The organism is Kitasatospora sp. NPDC001225 (assembly GCF_053597855.1).
The window spans coordinates 52,533-73,553 of record NZ_JBSFJC010000003.1; the positions used below are offsets into that span (position 1 = coordinate 52,533).

Consider the following 21,021-nt stretch of genomic DNA (forward strand, 5'->3'; position numbering starts at 1 on the left):
CTTGCAGGGAGCGCTGCCGCCTGCCTCCGAACCGCCCCGCCTGTCCGGGGCCCAGGGAGGAAACCACCATGACCACCCACGCCACTCTCAACTCGACGGTCCCCGAGCCGCGTTCGGCCGTCCTGGACGACGCGCACCTCGGCGACATCAAGGGTGCGCTCGGCACCATCCGGCTCGACGACACCACGCCCCGCCACGGCCTGTCGGCGCGGCTGAAGACCCTGCTCGCGATCATCGGGCCCGGCCTGATCGTGATGGTCGGCGACAACGACGCCGGCGCCTTCTCCACCTACGGGCAGGCCGGGCAGAACTACGGCACCCAGCTGCTGTGGACGCTGCTGATGCTGGTCCCGGTGCTCTACGTCAACCAGGAGATGGTGCTGCGGCTCGGCGCCGTCACCGGGGTCGGGCACGCCCGCCTGATCCTGGAGCGCTTCGGCAAGTTCTGGGGCGCGTTCAGCGTGATCGACCTCTTCCTGCTGAACGCGCTGACCCTGGTCACCGAGTTCATCGGGGTCACGCTCGCCGCCGGGTACCTCGGCCTGCCGAAGGCCGCCTCGGTGGTGCTGGCGGCCGGGATCATCATCGCCTCGGCCTTCACCGGCTCGTTCCGGCGCTTCGAGCGGGTCGCCGTGGCGCTCTGCCTGGGCTCGCTGCTGCTGGTGCCGATCTACTTCATGGTCCACCCGAAGACCTCGCAGATGGCGCACGACTTCGTCGTCCCGAGCATGCCGGGCGGGTCCGGTCAGCTCGCGGCCGTGATGCTGGTGATCGTCTCCATCGTCGGCACCACCGTGGCGCCCTGGCAGCTGTTCTTCCAGCAGTCGTACGTCATCGACAAGCGGATCACCCCGCGCTTCATGAAGTACGAGAAGGCCGACCTCTGGATCGGCATCGTGATCGTCATCGTCGGCGCCGCCGCCATGATGGGCCTCACCGCCGCCGCCTTCGCGGGCACCGACGGCTTCGGCCAGTTCTCCGACGCGGCCGCCGTCGCCCGGGGCATCGAGGACAAGGCCGGGCACCTGGCCGGCGTGCTGTTCGCGATAGCCCTGCTGGACGCCTCGATCATCGGCGCCTTCGCGGTGTCGCTGTCCACCGCGTACGCGATCGGCGACGTCTTCGGCATCAAGCACTCGCTGCACCGCGGGGTGAAGGGCGCCAAGGGCTTCTACGGGATCTACGCGGGCCTGGTGGTCGCGGCCGCGGCGATCACGCTGCTCTCCACCGACTACACCCAGGGCCTGATGACCCAGTTCGTCCAGGTGCTGGCCGGGGTGCTGCTGCCCTCCGCGACCGTCTTCCTGCTGCTGCTCTGCAACGACCGCGCCGTACTGGGGCCCTGGACGAACGGGCCGAGGACCAACGCCTTCACCTCGGCGGTGGTCGGCGTCCTGGTGATGCTCTCGCTGATCCTCACCGCCGCCGTGGTCTGGCCGGACATCAGCTCCGACGCGATCCTGTGGATCATGGCCGGCTGCGGCGTCGCCGGCGTGCTCGTCGCCGGGTACTTCTTCACCTTCGGGCGCCGCGGCACCAAGGAGGACCCGGTCGACCGCACCGGCCGGGAGAACTGGCGGATGCCCCCGCTGGAGACCCTCGACAAGCCGGTGCTGTCCACCGCCCGCAAGGTCGGCATGGGCGCCCTGCGCGCCTACCTGCTGATCGCGATGGCGATGGTCGTCGTCAAGATCGTCCAGACCGCGCTGAACCACTGAGCCGACCGGCTCCGCGCACGCCCTGCCCGTTGTCCCGTCACGGAGGTGACCTGCCATGACCATCGTCGCCGTCTTCCGGCCCACCCGTCCGTCCACCGACCGGGGCCGACTGCGCTCCACCCTCGCCGCCGTCGGCCGACGCCTGGCGGCGAGCCCCCTCGACAACAGCGTCCTCCGGGCCGCCACGGCTCCGCACGCCGGCCCGGCGGGCGGGTGCGGCGGCCCGGCGGCCGCGGGCACCGGCGGGCTGCGGGCCCGCTGGCGGGCCGTCCCGGCGCCGGACGGGACGGCCCGGCTGGAGGCCACCTGGCACCCCGGCCGCTGAGCGGGCGGAGCAGCGCTCCCGCTCCGCCCGCACCCCCGCCCCGTCCGCGCCGCCCGCCCCGTCCACCCCGGTCGCCCCGGCCGCCCAGACCCCGAAGGAGCCCCTCCGCCATGGCCCTGCGCTACCCCAGGCTCGACGCCCTCTTCTCGGACCACCCCGCGCCCGCCCGGCGCCCGGCCCCGCGGCCGGCTCCCGCGCCCGGCCTGGTGGTGGACACCGAGCAGCGCACCGTCACCGTCGAGGGCCGCCCCGTCACCATGCCGTACCTGGAGTTCGAGCTGCTCGCCCACCTGGTCGGCAACCCGCTGCGGGTGCACTCCCGGCGCCAGCTGATGGAGAACGTCTGGGGGCGCCCGGACAGCGGCGACTCCCGCACCGTCGCCACCCACATCGCCCGGATCCGGCGCAAGCTCGGCCCCGGGCACCGGGAGGCGATCGCCACCGTCCGGCAGATCGGCTACAAGTACGACCCCCGGCTGGCCCGGACCGCCTGACGCCGCCGGCCGGACCCGACCTGCCCTGACCTGACCTGACCTGACCTGACCTGACCTGACCGCCCGACCCCACCACCGAAGGACCCGACGACCGTCCGAAGGAGGACCCCGCGATGACCCGAACCGCCCTGTTCCCCAGGACCGGCAGAGGGACCGCGCTGTGCGGCGTCCTACTGCTGATCACCGCCGAGGGCCTCGCCGTCGCCCTCGCGCCCCACCCCCTGCGGCTCTTCCTGTCCGGCACGTTCATCGGCGCCTCGACCGCCGGGCTGCTGCTCGCCCTGCTGCTGGCCACCAGCCGGCGGCGGGCGGGCGCGGCCGCGGCGGCGGGGGCCCGGCCGTTCCGCGACGACGCCCAGTGGTTCAGCGCCCGCTCGCTGGACGGCTTCCCGATGGAGCAGGTCCGCCCGCTGCTGCTCGCCCCCGGCGCGCCCGGCCTGAGCCGGCTCTACACCGCCTGGGTGTTCGCCACCCACGGGCACGACCCGCAGTGGATCGCCCGGCACCTGGACCTGCCCGTCCGCACCGCCCGGCTGCTGGTCACCGCGGCCCGGCGGCACACCGGGGCCGCTCCCACCCGGTAGCGACCGGCGGGGCCCGGGCAGCGGTCCTCGAAACGCGGGACGGGTTTGCGTACGGACGTACCGAGGGAGCAGACTGCCCGGGTTTGCGCCGGAGGTACCGCCATGACCCTGCCGAAGTCCGTCCCGGCCCTGTCCCGGGGCTCGCTGCCCGCCCGGACGGCGAGCCGCCTCGGCGGTCGGGTGTGGGTGGACCTGGTCGTCGCGGCCGCCGTGCTGGTGCTGCTCTACCTGGGGCTGCGCCTCGGCCAGGGCGGCACCCTCCGGTTCTCCACCGCCCGGGACGCGGCCGTCGACACCGATCCGGCCCGGCTGCCGTACGACGCGCTGCGCTCGCTGCTGCGGATGTTCACCGCGCTCGCCGTCTCGGTCGTCTTCACCTTCGGCTACGCCTACGCCGCCGCCCGCAGCCGCCGGCTGGAGCGGGTGCTGATCCCGGCACTGGACATCCTCCAGTCGGTGCCGGTGCTCGCCTTCCTGAGCGTCGCCGTCTCCGGCTTCCTCGCGCTCTTCCCCGGCTCGATGCTCGGCCTGGAATGCGCCGCCGTGTTCGCCATCTTCACCTCCCAGGCCTGGAACATGACCTTCGCCTTCTACCAGGCGCTGGTCTCGCTGCCGCCCGAACTCGACGAGCTGTCCCGCTCGTTCGGGTTCAGCCGGTGGACGCGGTTCTGGAAGGTCGAACTGCCCTCGGGCATGATCGGCCTGGTCTGGAACGGCATGCTCGGCTTCGGCGGCGGCTGGTTCTTCCTGGTCGCCTCCGAGGCGATCACCGTGGACGGCCAGCGGTACGCGCTGCCCGGGGTCGGCTCGTACGCGGGCGCGGCCATCGCCGCCGGGGACCTCGGCCGGGTCGGCTGGGCGATCGCCACCATGGTGGTGCTGGTGGTCGGCGTCAACTTCCTGTTCTGGCGGCCGCTCACCGCCTGGGCCGAACGGTTCAAGAACGAGCAGTCCGAGGCCACCGAGGTGCAGCGCTCGGTCGTGCTGGACCTGCTGCGCCGCTCCCGCCTGCCCACCGCGCTCGGCCGGGCGCTGCGGCCCGTCGGCCGGGCCCTGAACCGGGCCGGGCGGGTGTTCGGCACCGCCGAGCGCCCGCCGGCCGTCCACCCCGGCCGGCGGCGGGCCGGGGACGTGGCCTTCGGCCTCGTCTCGGGCGGCATCGTGCTCTGGGGCCTCGTCGACCTCGGCCGCTACCTCGCCGACCGCACCGGCCTCGGCGTCTTCGGCGAGCCGCTGCTGCTCGGGCTCGCCACCCTCGCCCGGGTGGTCGTGCTGGTCGCGGTGGCCACCGTGGTCTGGGTGCCGATCGGCGTGCGGATCGGCTTCTCGCCCCGGCTGACCAGGATCGCCCAGCCCGTCGTCCAGGTGCTGGCCGGCTTCCCGGCCAACTTCGTCTTCCCGCTGGTGGTCTGGCTGCTGCTGCGCACCGGGGTGTCGATCGACCTCGGCGGCATCCTGCTGATGGCCCTCGGCTCCCAGTGGTACATCCTGTTCAACGCCATCGCCGGGGCCATGGCCGTCCCCGCCGACCTGCGCGAGGCGATGGACGACCTCGGCGTGCGCGGCCGGCAGCGCTGGCGGCGGCTGATCATCCCCGGGATCTTCCCGGCGTACGTCACCGGCGGCATCACCGCCTCCGGCGGCGCCTGGAACGCCTCCATCGTCGCCGAGGTGGTCACCTTCGGCTCCACCACGCTCACCGCGACCGGCCTCGGCGCGTACATCGCCCGGGCCGCCGAGCACGGCGACCACCCGCGCCTGCTCGCCGGGGTCGCGGTGATGAGCCTGTACGTCGTCGTCCTCAACCGTCTGCTCTGGCGCCGGCTGTACCGGCTGGCCGAGCGCCGCTACTCGCTGTAGTCCGGAGTCCGCCGATGCGCTTCCCCTTCCGCCGCCGCCCCGTCGAGCCCGCGCCCGTCGAGCCCACGCCCGTCCCGCGCGGGGACGTCCCGCACGACGACGCCCCGCGCCCGGACGACGAGGTCCTGCTGGAGACCGTCCGCCTGACCAAGGCCTACGCCGGGGCCGCCGGCGAACTGCCGGTGCTCTCCGGCATCGACCTGACCGTGCGGGCCGGCGAGATCGTCGCCGTGCTCGGCCGCTCGGGCTCCGGCAAGTCCACCCTGCTGCGCTGCCTGGCCGGCCTGATCCCGCCCAGCTCCGGCACCGTCCGCTACCGCGGCACCCCGCTCACCGGCGCCAACCCCGGCACCGCGCTGGTCTTCCAGACCTTCGCGCTGCTGCCCTGGCTGACCGTCCGGCAGAACGTCGAGCTCGGCCTGGAGGCCCGCGGGGTGCCGCCCCGGGAGCGCGCCCGGGCCGCCGCCCAGGCCATCGACCTGATCGGCCTCACCGGCTTCGGGTCCGCCTACCCCAAGGAGCTCTCCGGCGGCATGCGCCAGCGGGTCGGCTTCGCCCGGGCGCTGGTCGTCGAACCGGACGTGCTGATGATGGACGAGCCGTTCTCCGCCCTCGACGTGCTCACCGCCGAGAACCTGCGCGGCGAGCTGATGGAGCTGTGGGACTCCGGCCAGTTCCCGACCCGGGCCGTCGTGCTGGTCACCCACAACATCGAGGAGGCGGTGCTGATGGCCGACCGCGTCGTGGTCCTCGGCGCCCGCCCGTACGGGACCATCCGGGAGACCGTCGAGGTCGACCTGGAGCGGCCGCGCGACCGCGACTCGGCCGCCTTCGACGAGCGGGTGGACCGGGTGTACCGGATCATGACCGGCCGCCCCAAGGACACCCGGGCGCCCGGCCGCACCGACCAGCCGGGCCCCGACCCCGACCGCCGCACCGTCGCCGGCACCCCGCTGCCCACCGCCGGCGTCGACGGCCTCTCCGGTCTCGCCGAGACGATCGCCCACCGGGGCGGCGGCTGCGACCTGGCCGGCCTCGCCGACGAGCTCGGCCTGGACATCGACGACCTGCTCCCCCAGGTCGACGCCCTCGACCTGCTCGGCTTCGCCGAGGTCCACGGCGACGACCTGCTGCTCACCGACGCCGGCGCCGCCTACACCGGGGCGGACGCCCAGGACTCCCGCGCCCTCTTCGCCGCCGCGGCCCTGGAGGTCCCGCTGATCAAGCTGATCGCCAACAGCCTCGGCGACCGGCCCGGCGCCACCGTCCGCACCGGCTTCCTGCGCGACCTGCTCGGCCGCCACTACACCGTCGAACAGACCGACCGGCAGCTGGAGACGGCGACCGACTGGGGCCGCTACGCGGGGCTCTTCGCGTACGACGCCGACCGGCAGGAGTACCGGCTGGACGCCCCGGACCGCTGAGGGCTCAGCCCGTCGCCGGGCGGCGGCGCACCGCGCGGGCCGCGCGGGCGAAGGGCTGCGGCGCGGTCGCACCGGCCGGGGCGGCGCCGTCGTCGCCGCCGTCGCGGCGGTCGGGCAGGTCGTGGGCGATCAGCGCGGCCTCGGTGAGCAGCCCGCGCACCTCGGTGGCCCGGTAGAAGATCCGGGTCCCCTCCCGCCGTGCCACCACCAGCCCGGCCGCCCGGAGCTTCGCCAGGTGCTGCGAGGTCGCCGCGACGTGCGCCCCCAGCAGCTCGGCCAGCTCGCTCACCGGCAGCTCCCGGCGGCTCAGCGCCCACAGCAGCCGGTACCGCGACGGGTCGGCCACCGCCTTCAGCACCGCCACCGCCCGCTCCGCCGCATCGGCGTCCCAGGCCTCTTCCCGCGCACCACCCATACAGGGATCGTACCGATCCGTACCCGGGCACCCGGAGCCGGGAATCCCCGCCGCCCGCGCCGACGGCGGCCGCCGGGTGAATGAAGCGCGACAGAACCGGGGGTACGCGCCGCGGCGGCGCCTAGCCTGGGCCTGGGCCCGGCCGGAACTGCGCACCGGCCGGGCGGAGTTGGTCCTGTCCGCCGCGAGGAAGGGTCGGCCGTGGCTGCCATCAGTGTGATCCCGGGCGACGGCATCGGCCCCGAGGTGGTCGAGTCCGCGCTAGGGCTGGTCGAGGCGTTCGGCCTGGGGCTGGACGTCGACGTGCTGGACCACGTGGGCGCGGAGCGCTACCGCCGGGAGGGCGTGGCACTGGGCGAGGCGGACCTGGCCCGGGTGGCGGCGAGCGGCGCGGTGCTGCTCGGCGCGATCGGGCGGCCGGACCTGGAGCACACCGGGTACGTGCGCGACGTCCTGCTGGAGCTGCGCTACGCCTTCGACCTGTACGCCAACTACCGGCCGGTGCGCCTGTGGCACGACCGGCTCAGCCCGCTGCGGGACCCGGCCCGGCGCGCCGTGGACTGCGTGATCGTCCGGGAGAACACCGAGGGGCTCTACAGCGGCATCGGCGGGAACCTCCGCGCCTCCTCCGACCACGAGGTGGCCGTCGACGCGGACGTCAACACCCGGCACGGCGTCTCCCGGATCCTGGACTTCGCCTTCGCCACCGCCCGCCGGGAGGTCTGCCTGGTGGACAAGGCCAACGCGGTGCGGGCCGGCGGCCGGCTGTGGCAGGAGTGCTGGCGGCGGGCCGCCGAGCGGCACCCCGGCACGGCCACCCGGCACCTGTACGTCGACGCCGCCGCGATGAAGCTGGTCACCGAGCCCGAGCGGTTCGACGTCATCGTGGCCAGCAACTCGCACGGCGACATCCTCAGCGACCTCGCGGCCGCGCTGGCGGGCGGGATCGGGCTGGCGCCCTCGGCGAGCCTCAACCCGGAGAGCGGCTTCGGGATGTTCGAGCCGGTGCACGGCTCGGCGCCGGACATCGCGGGCCGGGGCGTCGCCAACCCCTTCGCCTGCCTGCTGACCGCCGCGCTGCTGCTGCGCCACCTCGGCCACGACACGGAGGCGGCCGCGACCGAGGCGGCTGTCGCCGGATCGATCGCGGCCGGACGGACCACCCCGGACCTCGGCGGCACGCTGAGCACCCGGGAGGCGACGCGCGCGGTCCTCGCCGCCCTGTGACGGCGCCCGCCGGGGCCGGGACAGCGGGCTCAGGGCGCCGGGTACGCCTCGGGCTCCAGGGTCGAGCTGGTCCGGATCACCTCGGCGACGGTCAACTCGTAGAAGGCGTACCACTTCTCCTTCCCCTGCTGCTGGGCGTTGTGGTGCTCCACGTCGGCGCGCCACCGCGCCAGCGTCTCGGGGTCGCGCCACCACACCAGGGCGAGGCGTTCGCCGTCCTCGGTCTCGTAGTTCTTGACCTGGACGAGGTCGTCCCCGTAGACCGCCCGCACCTTCTTGGCGAGGTAGTCCTCCGTGGTCTCGTACTCGTGGTCGTACCGCTCCGAGAAGCGCGACCTGAAAACGACCAGAATCATCGTTGATCTCCCGTCAGTTCTGGCTGGTGACACGACAGTTCACGCGAATCGCGCAGATCGGGCGGACCGAGCAGGCAGAGCGGACCGGGCAGGCGGAGCGGGCCGAGCAGACCGCGCGGCTCAGCCTGCCCCGGCGAAGGCCCGCAGCTGCGGGTCGGGCAGCTCGGCGGCGCCGGCGCCGTGCCGGCTGAGGATCCGCCGGGCCAGCTCGCGCAGCCGGTGCTCCTCGGTGAGCGCCAGGGAGTAGCTCTCCTCGCTGAACGCGCAGCGCTCGTACAGGGGCCGGAACCGCTCCGGCATCAGGTCGACCAGTCGGCGCGCGATGGCCTCCTCCGCCTCGTGCCGGGGGTCCGGCAGCCGGGACATCGTCCAGTAGTGCCGGTAGGAGATGTCCGCGATCGCGTCGCCGTCGCCCTTGCGGATCCGCTCGTACGCGGCGAAGCCCCGTTCCCAGTCCCGCTCCCGGTCCAGGCAGGCGACCAGGGTGCGGACGTCCTCGAAGGCGGCGTTCATGCCCTGGCCCATGAACGGCGCCATCGCGTGGCAGGAGTCGCCGACCAGCGCGGCCGTGCCGCCCAGGACCCACCGGTCGCACCGGGTGAGCCGGACGGCGGAGACCGGCTTGGCGCCCAACTGCTCCTCCAGGTCCGGGATTCCGGCCGCCAGCCGGGGGAAGACGGCGGCGAACTGCTCGGCCAGGGCCCGCCCGCCGACCGCGGCCCGGTAGGACGGGCGCGGGCCCTCCCGGCGGAAGAACACCGAGCCCGCGAAGCGCCGGCTGGACACCTGCGGGAACGCCCCGAACAGCGCGCCCCCGGCCGGCCAGTAGTGCATCACCCCGCGGTCGCAGTCGGGCAGGTCCAGGACGATCTCCTGGTAGGCCAGTTCCAGGGTGCTCACCCGCGCCCGGGCGCCCCGCTCGACGAGGGCGCCGCGCACCGCCGAGTGGACGCCGTCGCAGCCGATGACGTGCCGGCACCGCACCCACCGCTCGGCGCCGCCCGCCCCGACCAGCAGCGCGGGCGCCGCCGGGTCGACGGCCAGCACCGGGTGGTCGAAGCGCAGGTCGACCCCCGGCTCGGCCTCGGCCGCGTCCAGCAGCAGCCGGTGCAGCGCCTGCCGCTCGACCGCCCAGATCGCCGCGCCGTCCCGGCTGTACGGGGTGACGGCGGTGCTGCCGTCCGGCAGGTGCCCGCACCGGCCGGTGATCGGCGCGCAGATCCGCCGCACCGCCGCTTCCAGGCCGAGTTCCCGCAGCACCCGCCGGCCCCGCTCGGAGAGGATCACCATCAGCGACCGGCCCTGTCCGGCCGGGATCCGCCGGGGGTCCGCGTGCCGTTCCAGGACGGTCACCCGGCCGTGGCGCCGGGCCAGGTAGAGCGCGGCGACCGGGCCGGCCAGCCCGGCCCCGACCACCACGATGCCGCCGCCCGCCGTCGCGGGCCCGTACGAGTCGCTCATCGGGGCCTCCCGCCGCTACCAGGTGACCGGGAGCTCGCGGACGCCGTAGGCCACGCCGTCGTACTTGAACGGGACGTCGGCGAAGTCGATGGCCAGGCGCAGCGTCGGGATCCGCCGGTAGAGCGTGCCGTATACGGTCTGCAGTTCGAGGACGGCCAGCGGGCGGCCCAGACAGTGGTGGGGGCCGAAGCCGAACGCCAGGTGGTGCGCGGCGTCCCGGGTGATGTCGAGGCGGTCCGGGTCGGGGAAGTTGTCCGGGTCCCGGTTGGCCAGTTCGCTGGTCAGGATGATGCCCTCGCCGGCCCGGATCACGACGTCGCCGACGGTGATGTCCTCCAGGGCGACCCGGCGGCGGCCGGAGTGCGAGATGTTGAGGTAGCGCAGCAGCTCGTCGACGGCGCGGTTGACCACGCCCGGGTCGTCGGTCTCCCGCAGCACCGCCAGCTGCTCGGGGTTGCGCAGCAGGGCCAGCGTGCCGAGGGCGATCATGTTCCCGGTGGTCTCCAGGCCGGCGACCAGCAGCGTCATGGAGATGTACGACAGCTGTTCGGGGCTGAGCGCGCCGGGGCGGACCTGGGTCTCGATCACCTCGGAGATCAGGCCGTCGGCGGGCTCGCGCAGCTGGCGGTCGATCAGCTCCCGCAGGTAGCCGCGCAGCGCCTCCTGGGCGCCGACCACCATGTCGGGCGAGCTGTCCCGGTGCAGCATCCGGGTGCTCTCGTCCTGGAAGAACTCGTGGTCGGCGTACGGGACGCCGAGCATCCGGCAGATCACCTTGGTGGAGGTCGGGAAGGCGAGGCCGCCGACCAGGTCGGCGGGCCGGGGCCGGGTGAGGAACTCGTCGATGAGCCCGTTGACGATGTCGGCGACCTCGTCCTTGAGCGCGTCGATGTTGCGGATCGCGAAGGGCGGGGAGACCATCCGGCGCTGGCGGGCGTGCTCGGGGTCGTCGAGGGCGACGAAGGAGCGGCCGTCCTTGCGCCGTTCGCGGCTGCCCAGGTCGAAGTGCGGGTAGCCGGACCTGGTCGAGTCGGCGCTGACCCGGGGGTCGACCAGGAGCTTGCGCCCGAGGTCGTAGCCGGTGACCAGCCAGGGGGTGCTGCCGTCCCAGAGCCGGACCCGGACCGGGCCGGCGCCGAGCTCGCGCATGGCGGAGGGCGGGTCGAAGGGGCAGGCGGGCTCCTTCAGGATGGGGAAGCGGGTGAGCTGCCCGGTCGCGGAGCCGCCGGCGGGGTCGCCGGCGGAATCGGTTGCGGACCCGGTCGCGGAACCGGTCGCGTCGTCGATGGTCACGGAATCTCCCTTCCTCGCCGCGCCGCGCGGGGTCCCGCCGGGCGGCCCTTCGTGGTCTGTCACCCGTGCAGGGCCCGGGCGATCTCCCGCAGGTCCTGTGCCGCGAGGACCGAGCGGATCGGCACGCGCACCCCGAGCTCCTCGCGCAGCGCGCCGATCAGCCGCCCCGCCAGCAGTGAATTCCCGCCCAGGTCGAAGAAGTTGGCCTCCGGCTCGACCCGCGGCAGGTCGAGCAGCCGGGCGATCGTGCGGTACAGCCGCTCCTCCCGGGAACCGGGCTCCGCGCCGCCGTCGGATCCGGTCGCACTGTCCAGGGCAGGACGGTCCGAGGCAGGACGGTCCGGCGCGGTGCGGTCGAGGGCGGCGCGGTCGATCTTCCCGTTCGGGGTGGTGGGGAAGGCGTCGAGCACCTCGATCCGGGCCGGCACCATGAACTCCGGCAGCACGTCGGCGAGTCGGGCGCGCAGCGCCGCGGGGTCGAGGGCGGCGCCGGGGCTCGGGGTGACGTAGCCGACCAGGCGCGCGTCGGCCTGTCCGCCCCGTACCAGCACCGCGGCCAGGTCCACGTCTGGCTGCCGGGTGAGCCGGTCCTCGATCTCGCCCAACTCGACCCGGAAGCCCCGTAGTTTGACCTGCCCGTCGGCCCGGCCGGCGAAGTGGAACCGGCCGTCGGCGGTGCGCCGGCCGCGGTCGCCCGAGCGGTACATCCGGGCGCCGGGGGGACCGAACGGGTCGGGCAGGAAGCGGGTCGCGGTCAGCCCGGGGCGGCCGACGTAGCCGCGGGCCAGCCCGGAGCCGCCCAGGTAGAGCTCGCCCTCCGCGCCGTCGGCCACCGGCCGCAGCCGCTCGTCCAGCACGTACACCCGCGCCCCGGTCCAGGGGACGCCGATGTCGACCCCGTCCGCCGCGTCGATCGGCCCGGCGAGGGTGCAGCCGACGGTCACCTCGGTGGGGCCGTAGCCGTTGAACATCCGGCGCCCGGGCGCCCAGGCGCCCAGCAGTGCGGGGGTGCAGGCGTCGCCGGTGGAGGTCACCGTGCCGCCCTGGAGCACGTTCTGACTGTCCGTCACACTCAGTGCGGCGGGCGGCAGGGTGGCGTGGTCGATCGCGTGCCTGGCCAGCGTCCCGTGCAGGGCGTCGCCCGGCAGCAGGTCCTCGTCGTCGGCGACCACCAGGGCGGCGCCGTGCAGCAGGGCCAGCGAGAGGTCCCAGAACCCGGCGTCGAAGCTGACCGAGGCCCAGGAGAGCACCCGCTCGCCGGGGGCCGGGCGCAGGTGCTCGGCCTGGGTGGCGACCAGGTCGGCGACGCCCTCCTGGGGGACGGCGACGCCCTTCGGCGTGCCGGTGGAGCCGGAGGTGTAGATCACGTACAGCAGGTGGTGCGGCGACAGCGGAGCCAGGCGCTCGTCCTGCCGGACGTTCCCGTCGCCGTACCGGGCGCAGGCCGCCGCGCACTCCGCGGAGTCGAGCACGACCTCGTCCAGTTCCACGCCCTCGGGCCGGGCGGCCGCGGTGCGCAGCAGCAGCCGCGGTGCCGCGTCCCGCACCATGAAGGCCTTGCGGGACGCGGGGTAGCGGGGGTCGAGCGGCAGGTAGGCGCCGCCCGCCTTGAGCACGGCCAGCTGGGCCACCACCAGCTCGGGCGAGCGCGGCACGGCCAGCGCCACCAGGTGGTCCGGGCCGACGCCGCGGTCGATCAGCAGCCGGGCCAGCCGGTTGGCCCGGGCGTTGAGCCGGCCGTAGTCGAGCGCGGTGTCCCGGTACAGCACGGCCGTCGCCCCGGGGCGGAGCGCCGCCTGCTCCTCGAACAGTTCGGCGACCGTACGGGCTCGCGCGGCCGCGGGTGCGGCCGCCGTACGGACGGGCGCGGTCACGGCGCCTCGCCCAGCCGCGGGCGGACCTCGGTGGCGAACAGCTTCAGGCTGCGCGACATGCTCTCCAGCGACTGCTGGCCGTAGTCGAGCTGGAACAGCACCACGTCCGTCCCCAACTCGGCCTCGATGCGCCGCAGTTGCTCGACCGCGCTGCGCGGGGAGCCGATCACCGCCAGGCCCGCCGCCTCGCTGGGGCCGGCCTGGTGCTTGTCCACCATGGCCTCGCGGTAGCCCTGGTAGGAGGTCGAGCTGCGCTCGCGCCAGGACTCCGCGGCCGCGCCGAAGGCGTCCCAGTGCCGGCGCAGCGCGGCGTTGCCCTCCGCCACGGCCTCCTCGTCGGAGTCGGCCAGGTACAGCGCGACGCTGATCGCGACCTGGGGCCGGCGGCCGGCGTTCTTCGGCGCCGCGGCGAAGCGCTGCCGGTACAGGTCGATCATCTCCCGTACCTGGCCGACCTGTTCGCGGCTGGGGGCGGAGGCGATCAGCAGGTTGTAGCCGGAGTCGCCGATCCACTCGAAGCTGGAGCGGGTGATCAGCGCGGCGGCCCACACCGGGGGGTGGGGGTCCTGGGTGGGCAGCGGGAGGGAGTCGGCGTCCCGGTAGCGGAAGAAGGGGGTGTCCTCGCTCACCCGGGACTCGGTCCACAGCCGCACCACCGCGTCCACCACCGCCCGGAACCGGTCCTTGCTGCTGTCCAGGTCGATGCCGAAGGCGTCGAACTCGTACGGCAGGAAGGCGCGGGCGAAGCCGACGTCCAGCCGGCCGCCGCTGAGCGCGTCGAGCTGCGCGGTGCGGGCCGCGAGCTGGATCGGGTGGTGGAAGGAGGCCTGGATGCCGCCGGTCATCAGCCGCACCCGGCTGGTGCGCGCGGCGACGGCGGAGAGGAAGGCGAGCGGGTCGGGGCAGTAGCCGCCGTAGGCGTGCAGGTAGTGCTCGGTCATCTTGACGTACTCGAGGCCGAGGTCGTCGGCCAGTTCGGACACCGCCAGCAGGTTGCCGTAGTACTCCTCGGCGCTGCGCACCAGCGGCGGGGTGTCGGGCAGCAGGGATATTCCGTAGGTCGTCATCTCTGGGCCTCCGTGGTCGGGTCCGATGGTGCGTCGGGCAGGGCGCCGCGGCCGCCGAGGGACCAGTACGCGCGCAGTCCGTGGACCAGCGGCCGCGGCCGTCCGTCGTCCGCCGCGGCGGCCCGGTAGACCTCTCCGAAGAGCACCACGTGGTCGGCGACGGTCACCGAGCCGGTGATCCGGCAGTCGGCGACGGAGTGCGCGGCCCGGTCGAGGTGCGGGCCGGCCCAGTCCGGGCGGGCGGTCCACCCGACGTGCTCGAAGCGGTCGGGCCCCCGGGCGGCGAAGAGTTCGGCGACGGCGCGGGCCCGGTCGTCGAGCAGGTTCACCGCGAAGCCGCCGCTCCGTTCGAGGACGGCGAGGGTACGGCTGGAGCGCTGCATGCACACCAGCAGGGTGGGCGGGTCGGCCGACACGCTGGAGATCGCCGTGCAGGTCGTGCCGTACGGCCGGCCGGCCTCGTCTGCGGCGGTGATGACGGCGACGCCGGCGGGGAAGCCCGCCATCAGGGTTCTGAACGCGGTCGCGGAGACCGGTCCGGCCGTCGTGCGGCCGCCGGCCCCCGTCATGGGCGTGGGGGGCATGGGGAGGAACCTCCTGGCGTCCCGTCGGGAACCGACGGTCGCGCTGTCCTCGGTCACGGTGTACGTCCTGGTCACGGCGTACGTCCTGGTGCGCGGCCTGGTCCTCGGCCGCCGCACACCGACTCTGGCACGGGCCCCGGCCGGGCCGTTCGGCGGAAAAAGATTTGCGAAAGAGGCGCTCCGCCCGCGCTGGTCGGGGCGGCCGGGCGGGGGCCGGAGCCGGGGCCGGGGCGGCCCGCACCACGTCGGGCGCCAGGGCGGCGGCGATCAGCCCGGTGTCCCCGGTGGCGGCCGCGAGCCGGAAGGCCGCCACCGCCTCCCGGTGGCGCTCCGGCTCCACCGGGTGCCGCTCCAGCGGGGACCGCACCTTCTGCCGGGCCCGGCTGGCCAGCTTCTTGGCGGTGGTCCGGCTGCGGTCGAGGAGCGCGCCGATCTCGTCGAAGGGCACCCCGAAGACGTCGTGCAGCACGAACGCGACCCGCTCGGCCGGGCTCAGCGCGTGCAGGACCACCCGCAGCGCGAGGCCCACCGACTCGGCCGCCAGCGCCTCCTGTTCCGGGTCCGCCTCCGCGCCGGGGCCGCAGGTGTGCGTCAACTCCTCGCCCCCGCACCGCTGTTGGCCACCCGACCGGCTGCGCAGCGCGTCCAGGCAGACCCGGGAGGCGACGGTGCGGATCCAGCCGGGCAGGTTGCGCACCGCCGTGGTGTCGGCGCGGTCCAGCCTCAGCCAGGTCTCCTGCACCGCGTCCTCGGCCTCCTCCCGGGAGCCGAGGATGCGGTACGCGAGCCCCAGCAGCGCCGTTCGGCTCTCCTCGAAGAATTCCGCCAGCAGTTGGCGCTGATCCATCGGTCACCTTCCGGGTTCACGGTCCGTCGTACTGATGACCCGCGCACCGCGGGGCTTGTGACTCACGACCGTTCGAAGGAGAGTTCCGATGACGGAGGCCGTCGCCGAGATCCCCGCCTACACCGCGGGAACCTGGAGCATCGACAAGGCCGACCCGCACATCACCCCGGACGTCCAGGCCTCGCTCGACGCCTGAGCCCGGCCCGGCGGGACGCCCTCTGCCCGTGTGAGGTACGGGCAGAGGGCACCGGCCGCATGCCGGGGTGGCGGCGTGCCGGCTGTACGGCGTACGGGCTTCGCGGTGTGCCGCCCGCGCGGGGTGTCAGCCGCGGTCGGCGCCGCCGGTCACAGGCCGTCCGCCTCCAGGATGTAGCCGCGGCCCCACACCGTCCGGATGCAGAGGCCGACCTCGGAGATCCGCCTCCGCAGCCGCATGATCTGCAGGTCCAGGGCGTTCCTGGAGATCGCTCCGGTGGCCCGGACCACCTGCTGCTCCAGCTCGGCCCGGTACACCACCTCGCCGTAGTGGGCGACGAGTTCCTCCATGATCCCCACCTGGGTGGTGGAGATGGCGACCGAGTTGCCGCCGAAGCAGAGCACCCCGGTGGAGTCGACGGTCGGGACCCTGCGCCCGTACACGCGTTGGGACAGCGCCTGGATGCGCGCCTCGACGTCCCCGCGCGGGGCCGGCGACCTGATCCAGTCCTCCCCGGGGTCGACGCACACGGGAGCGTCATTGCCGGCCTCCACGACGAGCAGGCAGGGAATTCCCGCCTTTCGGCAGTGATTCCGTTTGTCCGCCTCGATGGGCCATCGTATTAACGTGACACCTTTGCTCAAGGGTGTCTCCCTCGTCAGAGAAAAAGGCAGTCTCGGCTTTCCTTGCTTTCTCGTACGAACCGCCCCGAAGGCAGTGGGAATCGACGCCCGGCGCGGCTCACGGCCGGGCCCGCGGCCTCCCGCCGGGGCGGGGCTCCGCAAGGCCCGGTTGCACACGTTCACCGACTGGTAAGCACACGTTTGCTGCTGGGCACTCGGCCCTCGGCAGCGCCGTGCCCGCCCCCCTGGAATCCGGGAGCGGGCGCGACGTACCGGTGGTTCGGACCACCTCCTACCTTGCCCGAGCTCTATCCGCGCACCCGCGTGACATGGGTCACGGACGGGGGCGCAGACCCTTTCCGGCCACCGTCACCTCGTCGGCGGACGAACCGCCCGCCGGTCGGGGTCCGGCCGGCTCCGGAGTACTCGACTCCGGGGTGGTCGGCTCCGGGGCCGTCGGCAGCTGTCCGGCGCGCTGCCGGAACCCGGCCCAGGCCAGCACCGCCGCCACCGCCGTGGCCGCGGCGGCGATCCCGATCGACAGCTGGTAGCCGTGCAGGAAGGAGTCGACGGCCGGCTGCCGGAACGGCTCGCCGAGCGCCTCCACCACCGTGTGCAGCCGCCCGCCGCCGACCTCCCGCGACCGCTCCAGCACCTCGGCCCGCTGGGCCCCGTCCAGCCCGGCCGTCTTCTCCTGCCAGGCGGAGACCGCCGAGTTGACGCCGACGGCGCCCAGCACCGCGAGGCACACCGAACTGCCGATCTGCCGCGAGGCGTTCAGCACGCCCGAGGCGGCGCCGGAGGCCCCCGGGGGCACGTCCCGCATGGCCACGTGGGTCACGGCGGGCACGAAGGTGCCGAACCCGCCGCCGTACAGCACGTACCCGAGCGCGCTGACCGCGAAGGGCGTGGTCCCGGCCCGGCTGAGCAGGAACACCCCGACCGCGGCCAGCAGGATCCCCGAGACGGCCACCGTCACCGAGCGGAACCGCGAGTCCAGGCGGCCGCCGAACTGCGCCATGGTGAGGAACGGGATGTTCATGAACAGCCACGACAGCCCGGTGCGCAGCACCGACCAGCCCGCCACGTCCTGGAAGTACAGCGTCACCCAGAACAGCGCGCCGCTCATGCCGCCGTAGCACAGCAGGTAGATCCCCGAGGCGCTCGCGAAGCTGCGCGCGCGCAGCAGGGCGGGCGGCATCATCGGGTGCGGGGCACGGCGCTCCCACCCGAGGAAGGCCAGCAGCAGGACCACCCCGGCCGCCAGCGGGAACGCCACCACGGCCGAGCCCCACGGGTGGTCGGCGGACTCGACGAAGCCGAGCGTGAGGCAGACCAGCCCGAGCGCGCTGAGCACGATCCCCGGCACGTCGAGCCGGCGGGCCTGCGGGTTGCGTGACTCCCGCACCGCCAGGAAGGTGCAGGCGATGCCCAGGGCGGCGAACGGCAGGTTGATCCAGAAGACCGACTGCCAGCCGAAGAAGGTCAGCAGGATGCCCCCGCCGACCGGGCCCGCGCCGAAGCCGGTGCCGCCGATCGCCGCCCAGGCGCCGATCGCCGAGGCCCGCTGCTCCTTCGGGTAGGTCTCCGTGATGATGGACAGCCCCAGCGCGAGCATCGCGGCCCCGCCCAGGCCCTGCACCGCCCGGAAGGCGATCAGCGAGAGCGCGTTCCAGGCCACGGCGCAGGCGACCACGCCGATCGAGAAGACGACCATCCCGGTCAGGAAGATCCGCTTGCGGCCGTACCGGTCGCCGAGCGCTCCGCTGGCCGGGATGACCGCGGCCAGGCTCAGCGAGTACGCGCTGATCACCCACTCCAGCTCGGCGGCGCCCATGTGCAGTTCGCTCTGCATCGACGGGAGGGCCACGTTCACGATGGTCAGGTCGAGCGAGGTCATGAACGTGGCCATGCACATCGCGAACAGGGTCAGCCGCCGGCGTCGCGACTCCGTGAGGGAGAGGGTCATGGCCTCTCGCCCCTCCGGAGTCGTGTGATATGTGTGATACCCAGTGTGATCATCCCGCGCTCCAAGTAAGGTCCACGAACGACGGGGGCGGCTCGCCGCCCCCGTAGTGATGACCCCTCCCGACCGAGGAATGTGACCGTGCCCGACCACGATCGGCTGGCAGAGCAGTTCGAGCGGCACCGGCCGCACATGCGGGCCGTGGCGTACCGCATGCTCGGCTCGCACGCGGAGTCCGAGGACGCCGTCCAGGAGACCTGGATCAGACTCAGCCGCAGCGACGCCGACGAGGTGGCGAACCTCGCCGGCTGGCTCACCACGGTGATCGGCCGGATCTGTCTGAACATCCTCCGCTCCCGCGCCGCCCGGCCCGAGGACCCGGTCGGAGTGCACCTGCCGGACGTCGTCGTCGGGCAGGAGCCGTCCAACGGCCCGGAGGACGAGGCGCTGCTGAGCGACTCGGTCAGCCTCGCCCTGCTGATCGTGCTGGACACCCTCGCCCCGGCCGAGCGGGTCTCCTTCGTCCTGCACGACATGTTCCACCTGCCCTTCGACGAGATCGCGGCCGTCGTCGGGAAGACCCCGGCGGCGGCCCGCAAGCTCGCCAGCCGGGGGCGCCGCCGGGTGCAGGAGGAGCGCGAGGCGGACTCCGGCGGCGACTTCGCGACCCGCCGCACGCTGGTGAACGCCTTCTTCGCGGCGGCCCGGGACGGCGACCTGGACGGGCTGGTGGCCGTCCTCGACCCGGACGTCGAGCTGCGCGCGGACGGCGGGCCCGCCCTCGCCGCCGCCACCGCCTCGATCCGCGGCGCCCGGCCGGTGGCGGGGCGCGCCTCGCTGTTCCGCCAGGGCGGGGTGGCGGTCTTCCCGGTGCTGGTCAACGGCGCACCCGGCGCCCTGGTCACCCGGGACGGCGCGCCGACCTCGGTCATGGGCTTCTCGGTGCGCGGCGGGCGGATCACCCGGATCCAGATCCTGCTGGACCCGGAGCGGGTCGGCGCGGTCGACTTCGCCGCCTTCACCGCGTAGCGGGGGCGGTCCGGGAAGGGTCCGGGAACGCCGGTGGGGCGCCTCCCTCGGGGGGCGCCCCGGCTCGCTGCGCGCGCTACCGCTCCACCTCCGGCCCGACGCCGACGGTGATCGCCCGCGAGGGGCAGAGGTGGGCGGCCTGCCGCACCCGGTCCCCGAGTTCGTCCGCCACCTCCGCCCCGAGCAGCCGGACGGTGCCGTCCTCGTCCCGCTGGGCGAAGACCTCGTCCGCGGTGATCACGCACATCCCCGAGCCGATACAGCGCTGTCGGTCGACCGTCACCCGCATGGTTGTCCCTCTTCTCCGTTCGTTTCCGGTTCCCGGGCCCCGCCCGGGATGCTCAGCGCGGGAGCAGCCGCACCGGCAGGGAGCTGTAGCCGTTGAGGAAGGCGGACCGGATCCGGGTGGCCGGCCCGGTCACCTCCACGCCGCGCACCGCCTCGGCCAACACGCCCAGCAGAGCCCGCAGTTCGACCCGGCCGAGGAAGGCGCCCAGGCAGAAGTGGGCGCCGTGGCCCAGCGCGACGTGCTTGTTCGGGGAGCGGGAGAGGTCGAAGGAGCGCGGCTCGGCGAACGCCCGCTCGTCGTTGTTGGCCGAGATGTTCCACAGCGACACGATGTCCCCCGCCCGCACCTCCTGACCGCCGATCAGCTGGTCGCGGGTGGCGGTGCGGGCGAAGTGGAACGCCGGGGTGGCCCAGCGCAGGGCCTCCTCCACGGCGGAGTCGAGGTCCACCCGGCCGTCCCGGAGCGCCCGCCACTGCGCGGGGTTCTCGGCCAGCGCCTTGACCGTGCTGACGGCGGAGACCCGGGAGGACTCGTCGCCGCCGATGATCAGGCTGTAGCAGTTGAGCGCGATGTCGTCCAGGCTCAGCGGCTCGCCGTCGACCAGGCCGGTGGCGAGCGTGCTGATCACGTCCTCGCCCGGGGACTCGCGCCGCTGCTGCGCCAAGTCCATGAAGTACAGCACCAGTTCGTTGCGGGACTCGAGCGAGTCGAGCTCGTCCGCCCCGGTCAGCGCGCCCTTGCTCCAGTGCAGCAGGTCCGGCCGGTCCGCCTCCGGGACGGACAGCAGGTCGCAGATGGTGTTCATCGGCACGTGCTCGGCGACGTCGGTCGCGAAGTCCACGGTGCCGGCGTCGAGCGCGGCACCGACCAGTCCGGTGGTGCGCCGCTCGACCTTGCGGGCCACGGTGTCGAGGACCTTCGGCGACAGCGCCCGCCACAGCAGCGCGCGCAGCCCGCGGTGGCGGGGGCGGTCGGTGACGGCGAGCATCCGGCCGCCGGCCGAGTCGTCGCCGCGCAGGAGCACGTCGAGCACGGTGCCGCGGCCCGAGGCGAGCGCGTCGGCGGCGCCGTAGCAGGCGACCACGTCGGCGTACCCGGCCACCACCCAGAAGCCCGGCCGGTCGGCCGCGGCGGCGTGCCAGTACACCGGCTCGTTCGCCCGTACCCCGGCGAAGAACTCGAAGGGATCGTGCGCCAGGAAGGTGCGTGAGTCGGTCAGGTCGAGCGAGGCGGTCACGGTTCGGCTCATCGTCCACAAACCCCACGGAAGACGGGAAACGCACTGCGTGCAGTGCTCGGCACGGGCCCGGTGACCGGATCCTCACAGAGGCCCGAACCGGCCCGCGCCAGTTGTGTCGGATCTCTTTCAGTTGTGTCAGAACTCTTTCG

The 21,021-nt window shown here is 74.1% G+C and carries 19 protein-coding genes and 1 pseudogene; 8 read left to right on the plus strand and 12 right to left on the minus strand.

The features are described 5' to 3' along the window. Positions 1–68 precede the first annotated feature (68 nt). The 6 genes from ACWDCZ_RS01545 (at position 69) to ACWDCZ_RS01570 (ending at position 6,405) form a co-directional block, all read left to right on the plus strand. Positions 69–1,718, plus strand: coding sequence for an NRAMP family divalent metal transporter (locus ACWDCZ_RS01545; protein WP_074004085.1), 1,650 nt, complete (start codon positions 69–71; stop codon positions 1,716–1,718). 55 nt (positions 1,719–1,773) lie between these two features. Next, entirely contained in the window at positions 1,774–2,043 is a 270-nt protein-coding gene (locus ACWDCZ_RS01550; RefSeq protein ID WP_449814941.1) for a hypothetical protein, read from the plus strand. A 110-nt stretch (positions 2,044–2,153) separates the two neighbouring features. Continuing rightward, entirely contained in the window at positions 2,154–2,537 is a 384-nt protein-coding gene (locus ACWDCZ_RS01555; protein WP_049656267.1) for a winged helix-turn-helix domain-containing protein, read from the plus strand. Positions 2,538–2,650: 113 nt separating this feature from the next. After that, positions 2,651–3,121, plus strand: coding sequence for a hypothetical protein (locus ACWDCZ_RS01560; RefSeq protein WP_074004083.1), 471 nt, complete (start codon positions 2,651–2,653; stop codon positions 3,119–3,121). Between the two features lie 102 nt (positions 3,122–3,223). Beyond that, complete coding sequence (locus ACWDCZ_RS01565; protein ID WP_074004082.1) at positions 3,224–4,981, plus strand: ABC transporter permease; 1,758 nt, start codon at positions 3,224–3,226, stop codon at positions 4,979–4,981. Positions 4,982–4,995: 14 nt separating this feature from the next. Continuing rightward, positions 4,996–6,405 (plus strand): ABC transporter ATP-binding protein, encoded by a 1,410-nt coding sequence (locus tag ACWDCZ_RS01570; RefSeq protein WP_449814942.1) that lies wholly within the window; start codon positions 4,996–4,998, stop codon positions 6,403–6,405. Between the two features lie 4 nt (positions 6,406–6,409). Here ACWDCZ_RS01570 and ACWDCZ_RS01575 read toward each other — a convergent pair whose 3' ends face one another. After that, a complete protein-coding gene (locus tag ACWDCZ_RS01575; protein ID WP_049656270.1) occupies positions 6,410–6,820 on the minus strand; it encodes an ArsR/SmtB family transcription factor in 411 nt (136 codons plus the stop codon). Between the two features lie 201 nt (positions 6,821–7,021). On the opposite strand from ACWDCZ_RS01575, the gene ACWDCZ_RS01580 reads away from it, so the two are divergent. Continuing rightward, on the plus strand, positions 7,022–8,047 hold the full coding sequence (locus ACWDCZ_RS01580; protein WP_449814943.1) for an isocitrate/isopropylmalate dehydrogenase family protein: 1,026 nt from the start codon (positions 7,022–7,024) through the stop codon (positions 8,045–8,047). A gap of 29 nt (positions 8,048–8,076) precedes the next feature. On the opposite strand, the gene ACWDCZ_RS01585 is transcribed toward ACWDCZ_RS01580, so the two are convergent. From ACWDCZ_RS01585 to ACWDCZ_RS01625, 9 genes and pseudogenes are all read right to left on the minus strand, one after another. Continuing rightward, complete coding sequence (locus ACWDCZ_RS01585) at positions 8,077–8,403, minus strand: antibiotic biosynthesis monooxygenase family protein (RefSeq protein WP_387820452.1); 327 nt, start codon at positions 8,401–8,403, stop codon at positions 8,077–8,079. A 120-nt stretch (positions 8,404–8,523) separates the two neighbouring features. Beyond that, the gene (locus ACWDCZ_RS01590; RefSeq protein ID WP_449814944.1) at positions 8,524–9,864 is read right to left on the minus strand and encodes an FAD-dependent oxidoreductase; all 1,341 of its coding nucleotides are present in this window, start codon (positions 9,862–9,864) and stop codon (positions 8,524–8,526) included. Positions 9,865–9,879: 15 nt separating this feature from the next. After that, entirely contained in the window at positions 9,880–11,055 is a 1,176-nt protein-coding gene (locus ACWDCZ_RS01595; RefSeq protein WP_049656281.1) for a cytochrome P450, read from the minus strand. 161 nt (positions 11,056–11,216) lie between these two features. Then, positions 11,217–13,031, minus strand: a complete 1,815-nt coding sequence (locus tag ACWDCZ_RS01600) for a non-ribosomal peptide synthetase (protein ID WP_449814945.1) — start codon at positions 13,029–13,031, stop codon at positions 11,217–11,219. Beyond that, positions 13,028–14,098 (minus strand): LLM class flavin-dependent oxidoreductase, encoded by a 1,071-nt coding sequence (locus tag ACWDCZ_RS01605; RefSeq protein WP_449814967.1) that lies wholly within the window; start codon positions 14,096–14,098, stop codon positions 13,028–13,030. The genes ACWDCZ_RS01600 and ACWDCZ_RS01605 overlap by 4 nt, the downstream gene beginning before the upstream one ends. Continuing rightward, positions 14,095–14,682, minus strand: coding sequence for a flavin reductase family protein (locus ACWDCZ_RS01610; protein WP_449814968.1), 588 nt, complete (start codon positions 14,680–14,682; stop codon positions 14,095–14,097). Before ACWDCZ_RS01610 ends, ACWDCZ_RS01605 begins: the two co-directional genes overlap by 4 nt. A gap of 415 nt (positions 14,683–15,097) precedes the next feature. Further along, a pseudogene (locus tag ACWDCZ_RS01615) lies at positions 15,098–15,529 on the minus strand (sigma-70 family RNA polymerase sigma factor); the annotation flags it as partial. 345 nt (positions 15,530–15,874) lie between these two features. Then, the gene (locus ACWDCZ_RS01620; RefSeq protein ID WP_198959425.1) at positions 15,875–16,255 is read right to left on the minus strand and encodes a winged helix-turn-helix domain-containing protein; all 381 of its coding nucleotides are present in this window, start codon (positions 16,253–16,255) and stop codon (positions 15,875–15,877) included. 427 nt (positions 16,256–16,682) lie between these two features. Then, a complete protein-coding gene (locus ACWDCZ_RS01625; RefSeq protein WP_387966952.1) occupies positions 16,683–18,317 on the minus strand; it encodes an MFS transporter in 1,635 nt (544 codons plus the stop codon). A gap of 138 nt (positions 18,318–18,455) precedes the next feature. On the opposite strand from ACWDCZ_RS01625, the gene ACWDCZ_RS01630 reads away from it, so the two are divergent. Beyond that, a complete protein-coding gene (locus ACWDCZ_RS01630; protein WP_449814946.1) occupies positions 18,456–19,343 on the plus strand; it encodes a sigma-70 family RNA polymerase sigma factor in 888 nt (295 codons plus the stop codon). Between the two features lie 76 nt (positions 19,344–19,419). Here ACWDCZ_RS01630 and ACWDCZ_RS01635 read toward each other — a convergent pair whose 3' ends face one another. Together ACWDCZ_RS01635 and ACWDCZ_RS01640 are read right to left on the minus strand one after the other, a co-directional pair. Beyond that, the gene (locus ACWDCZ_RS01635; RefSeq protein WP_049649205.1) at positions 19,420–19,632 is read right to left on the minus strand and encodes a ferredoxin; all 213 of its coding nucleotides are present in this window, start codon (positions 19,630–19,632) and stop codon (positions 19,420–19,422) included. A gap of 52 nt (positions 19,633–19,684) precedes the next feature. Then, a complete protein-coding gene (locus ACWDCZ_RS01640) occupies positions 19,685–20,881 on the minus strand; it encodes a cytochrome P450 (protein ID WP_449814947.1) in 1,197 nt (398 codons plus the stop codon). Between the last annotated feature and the right edge of the window lie 140 nt (positions 20,882–21,021).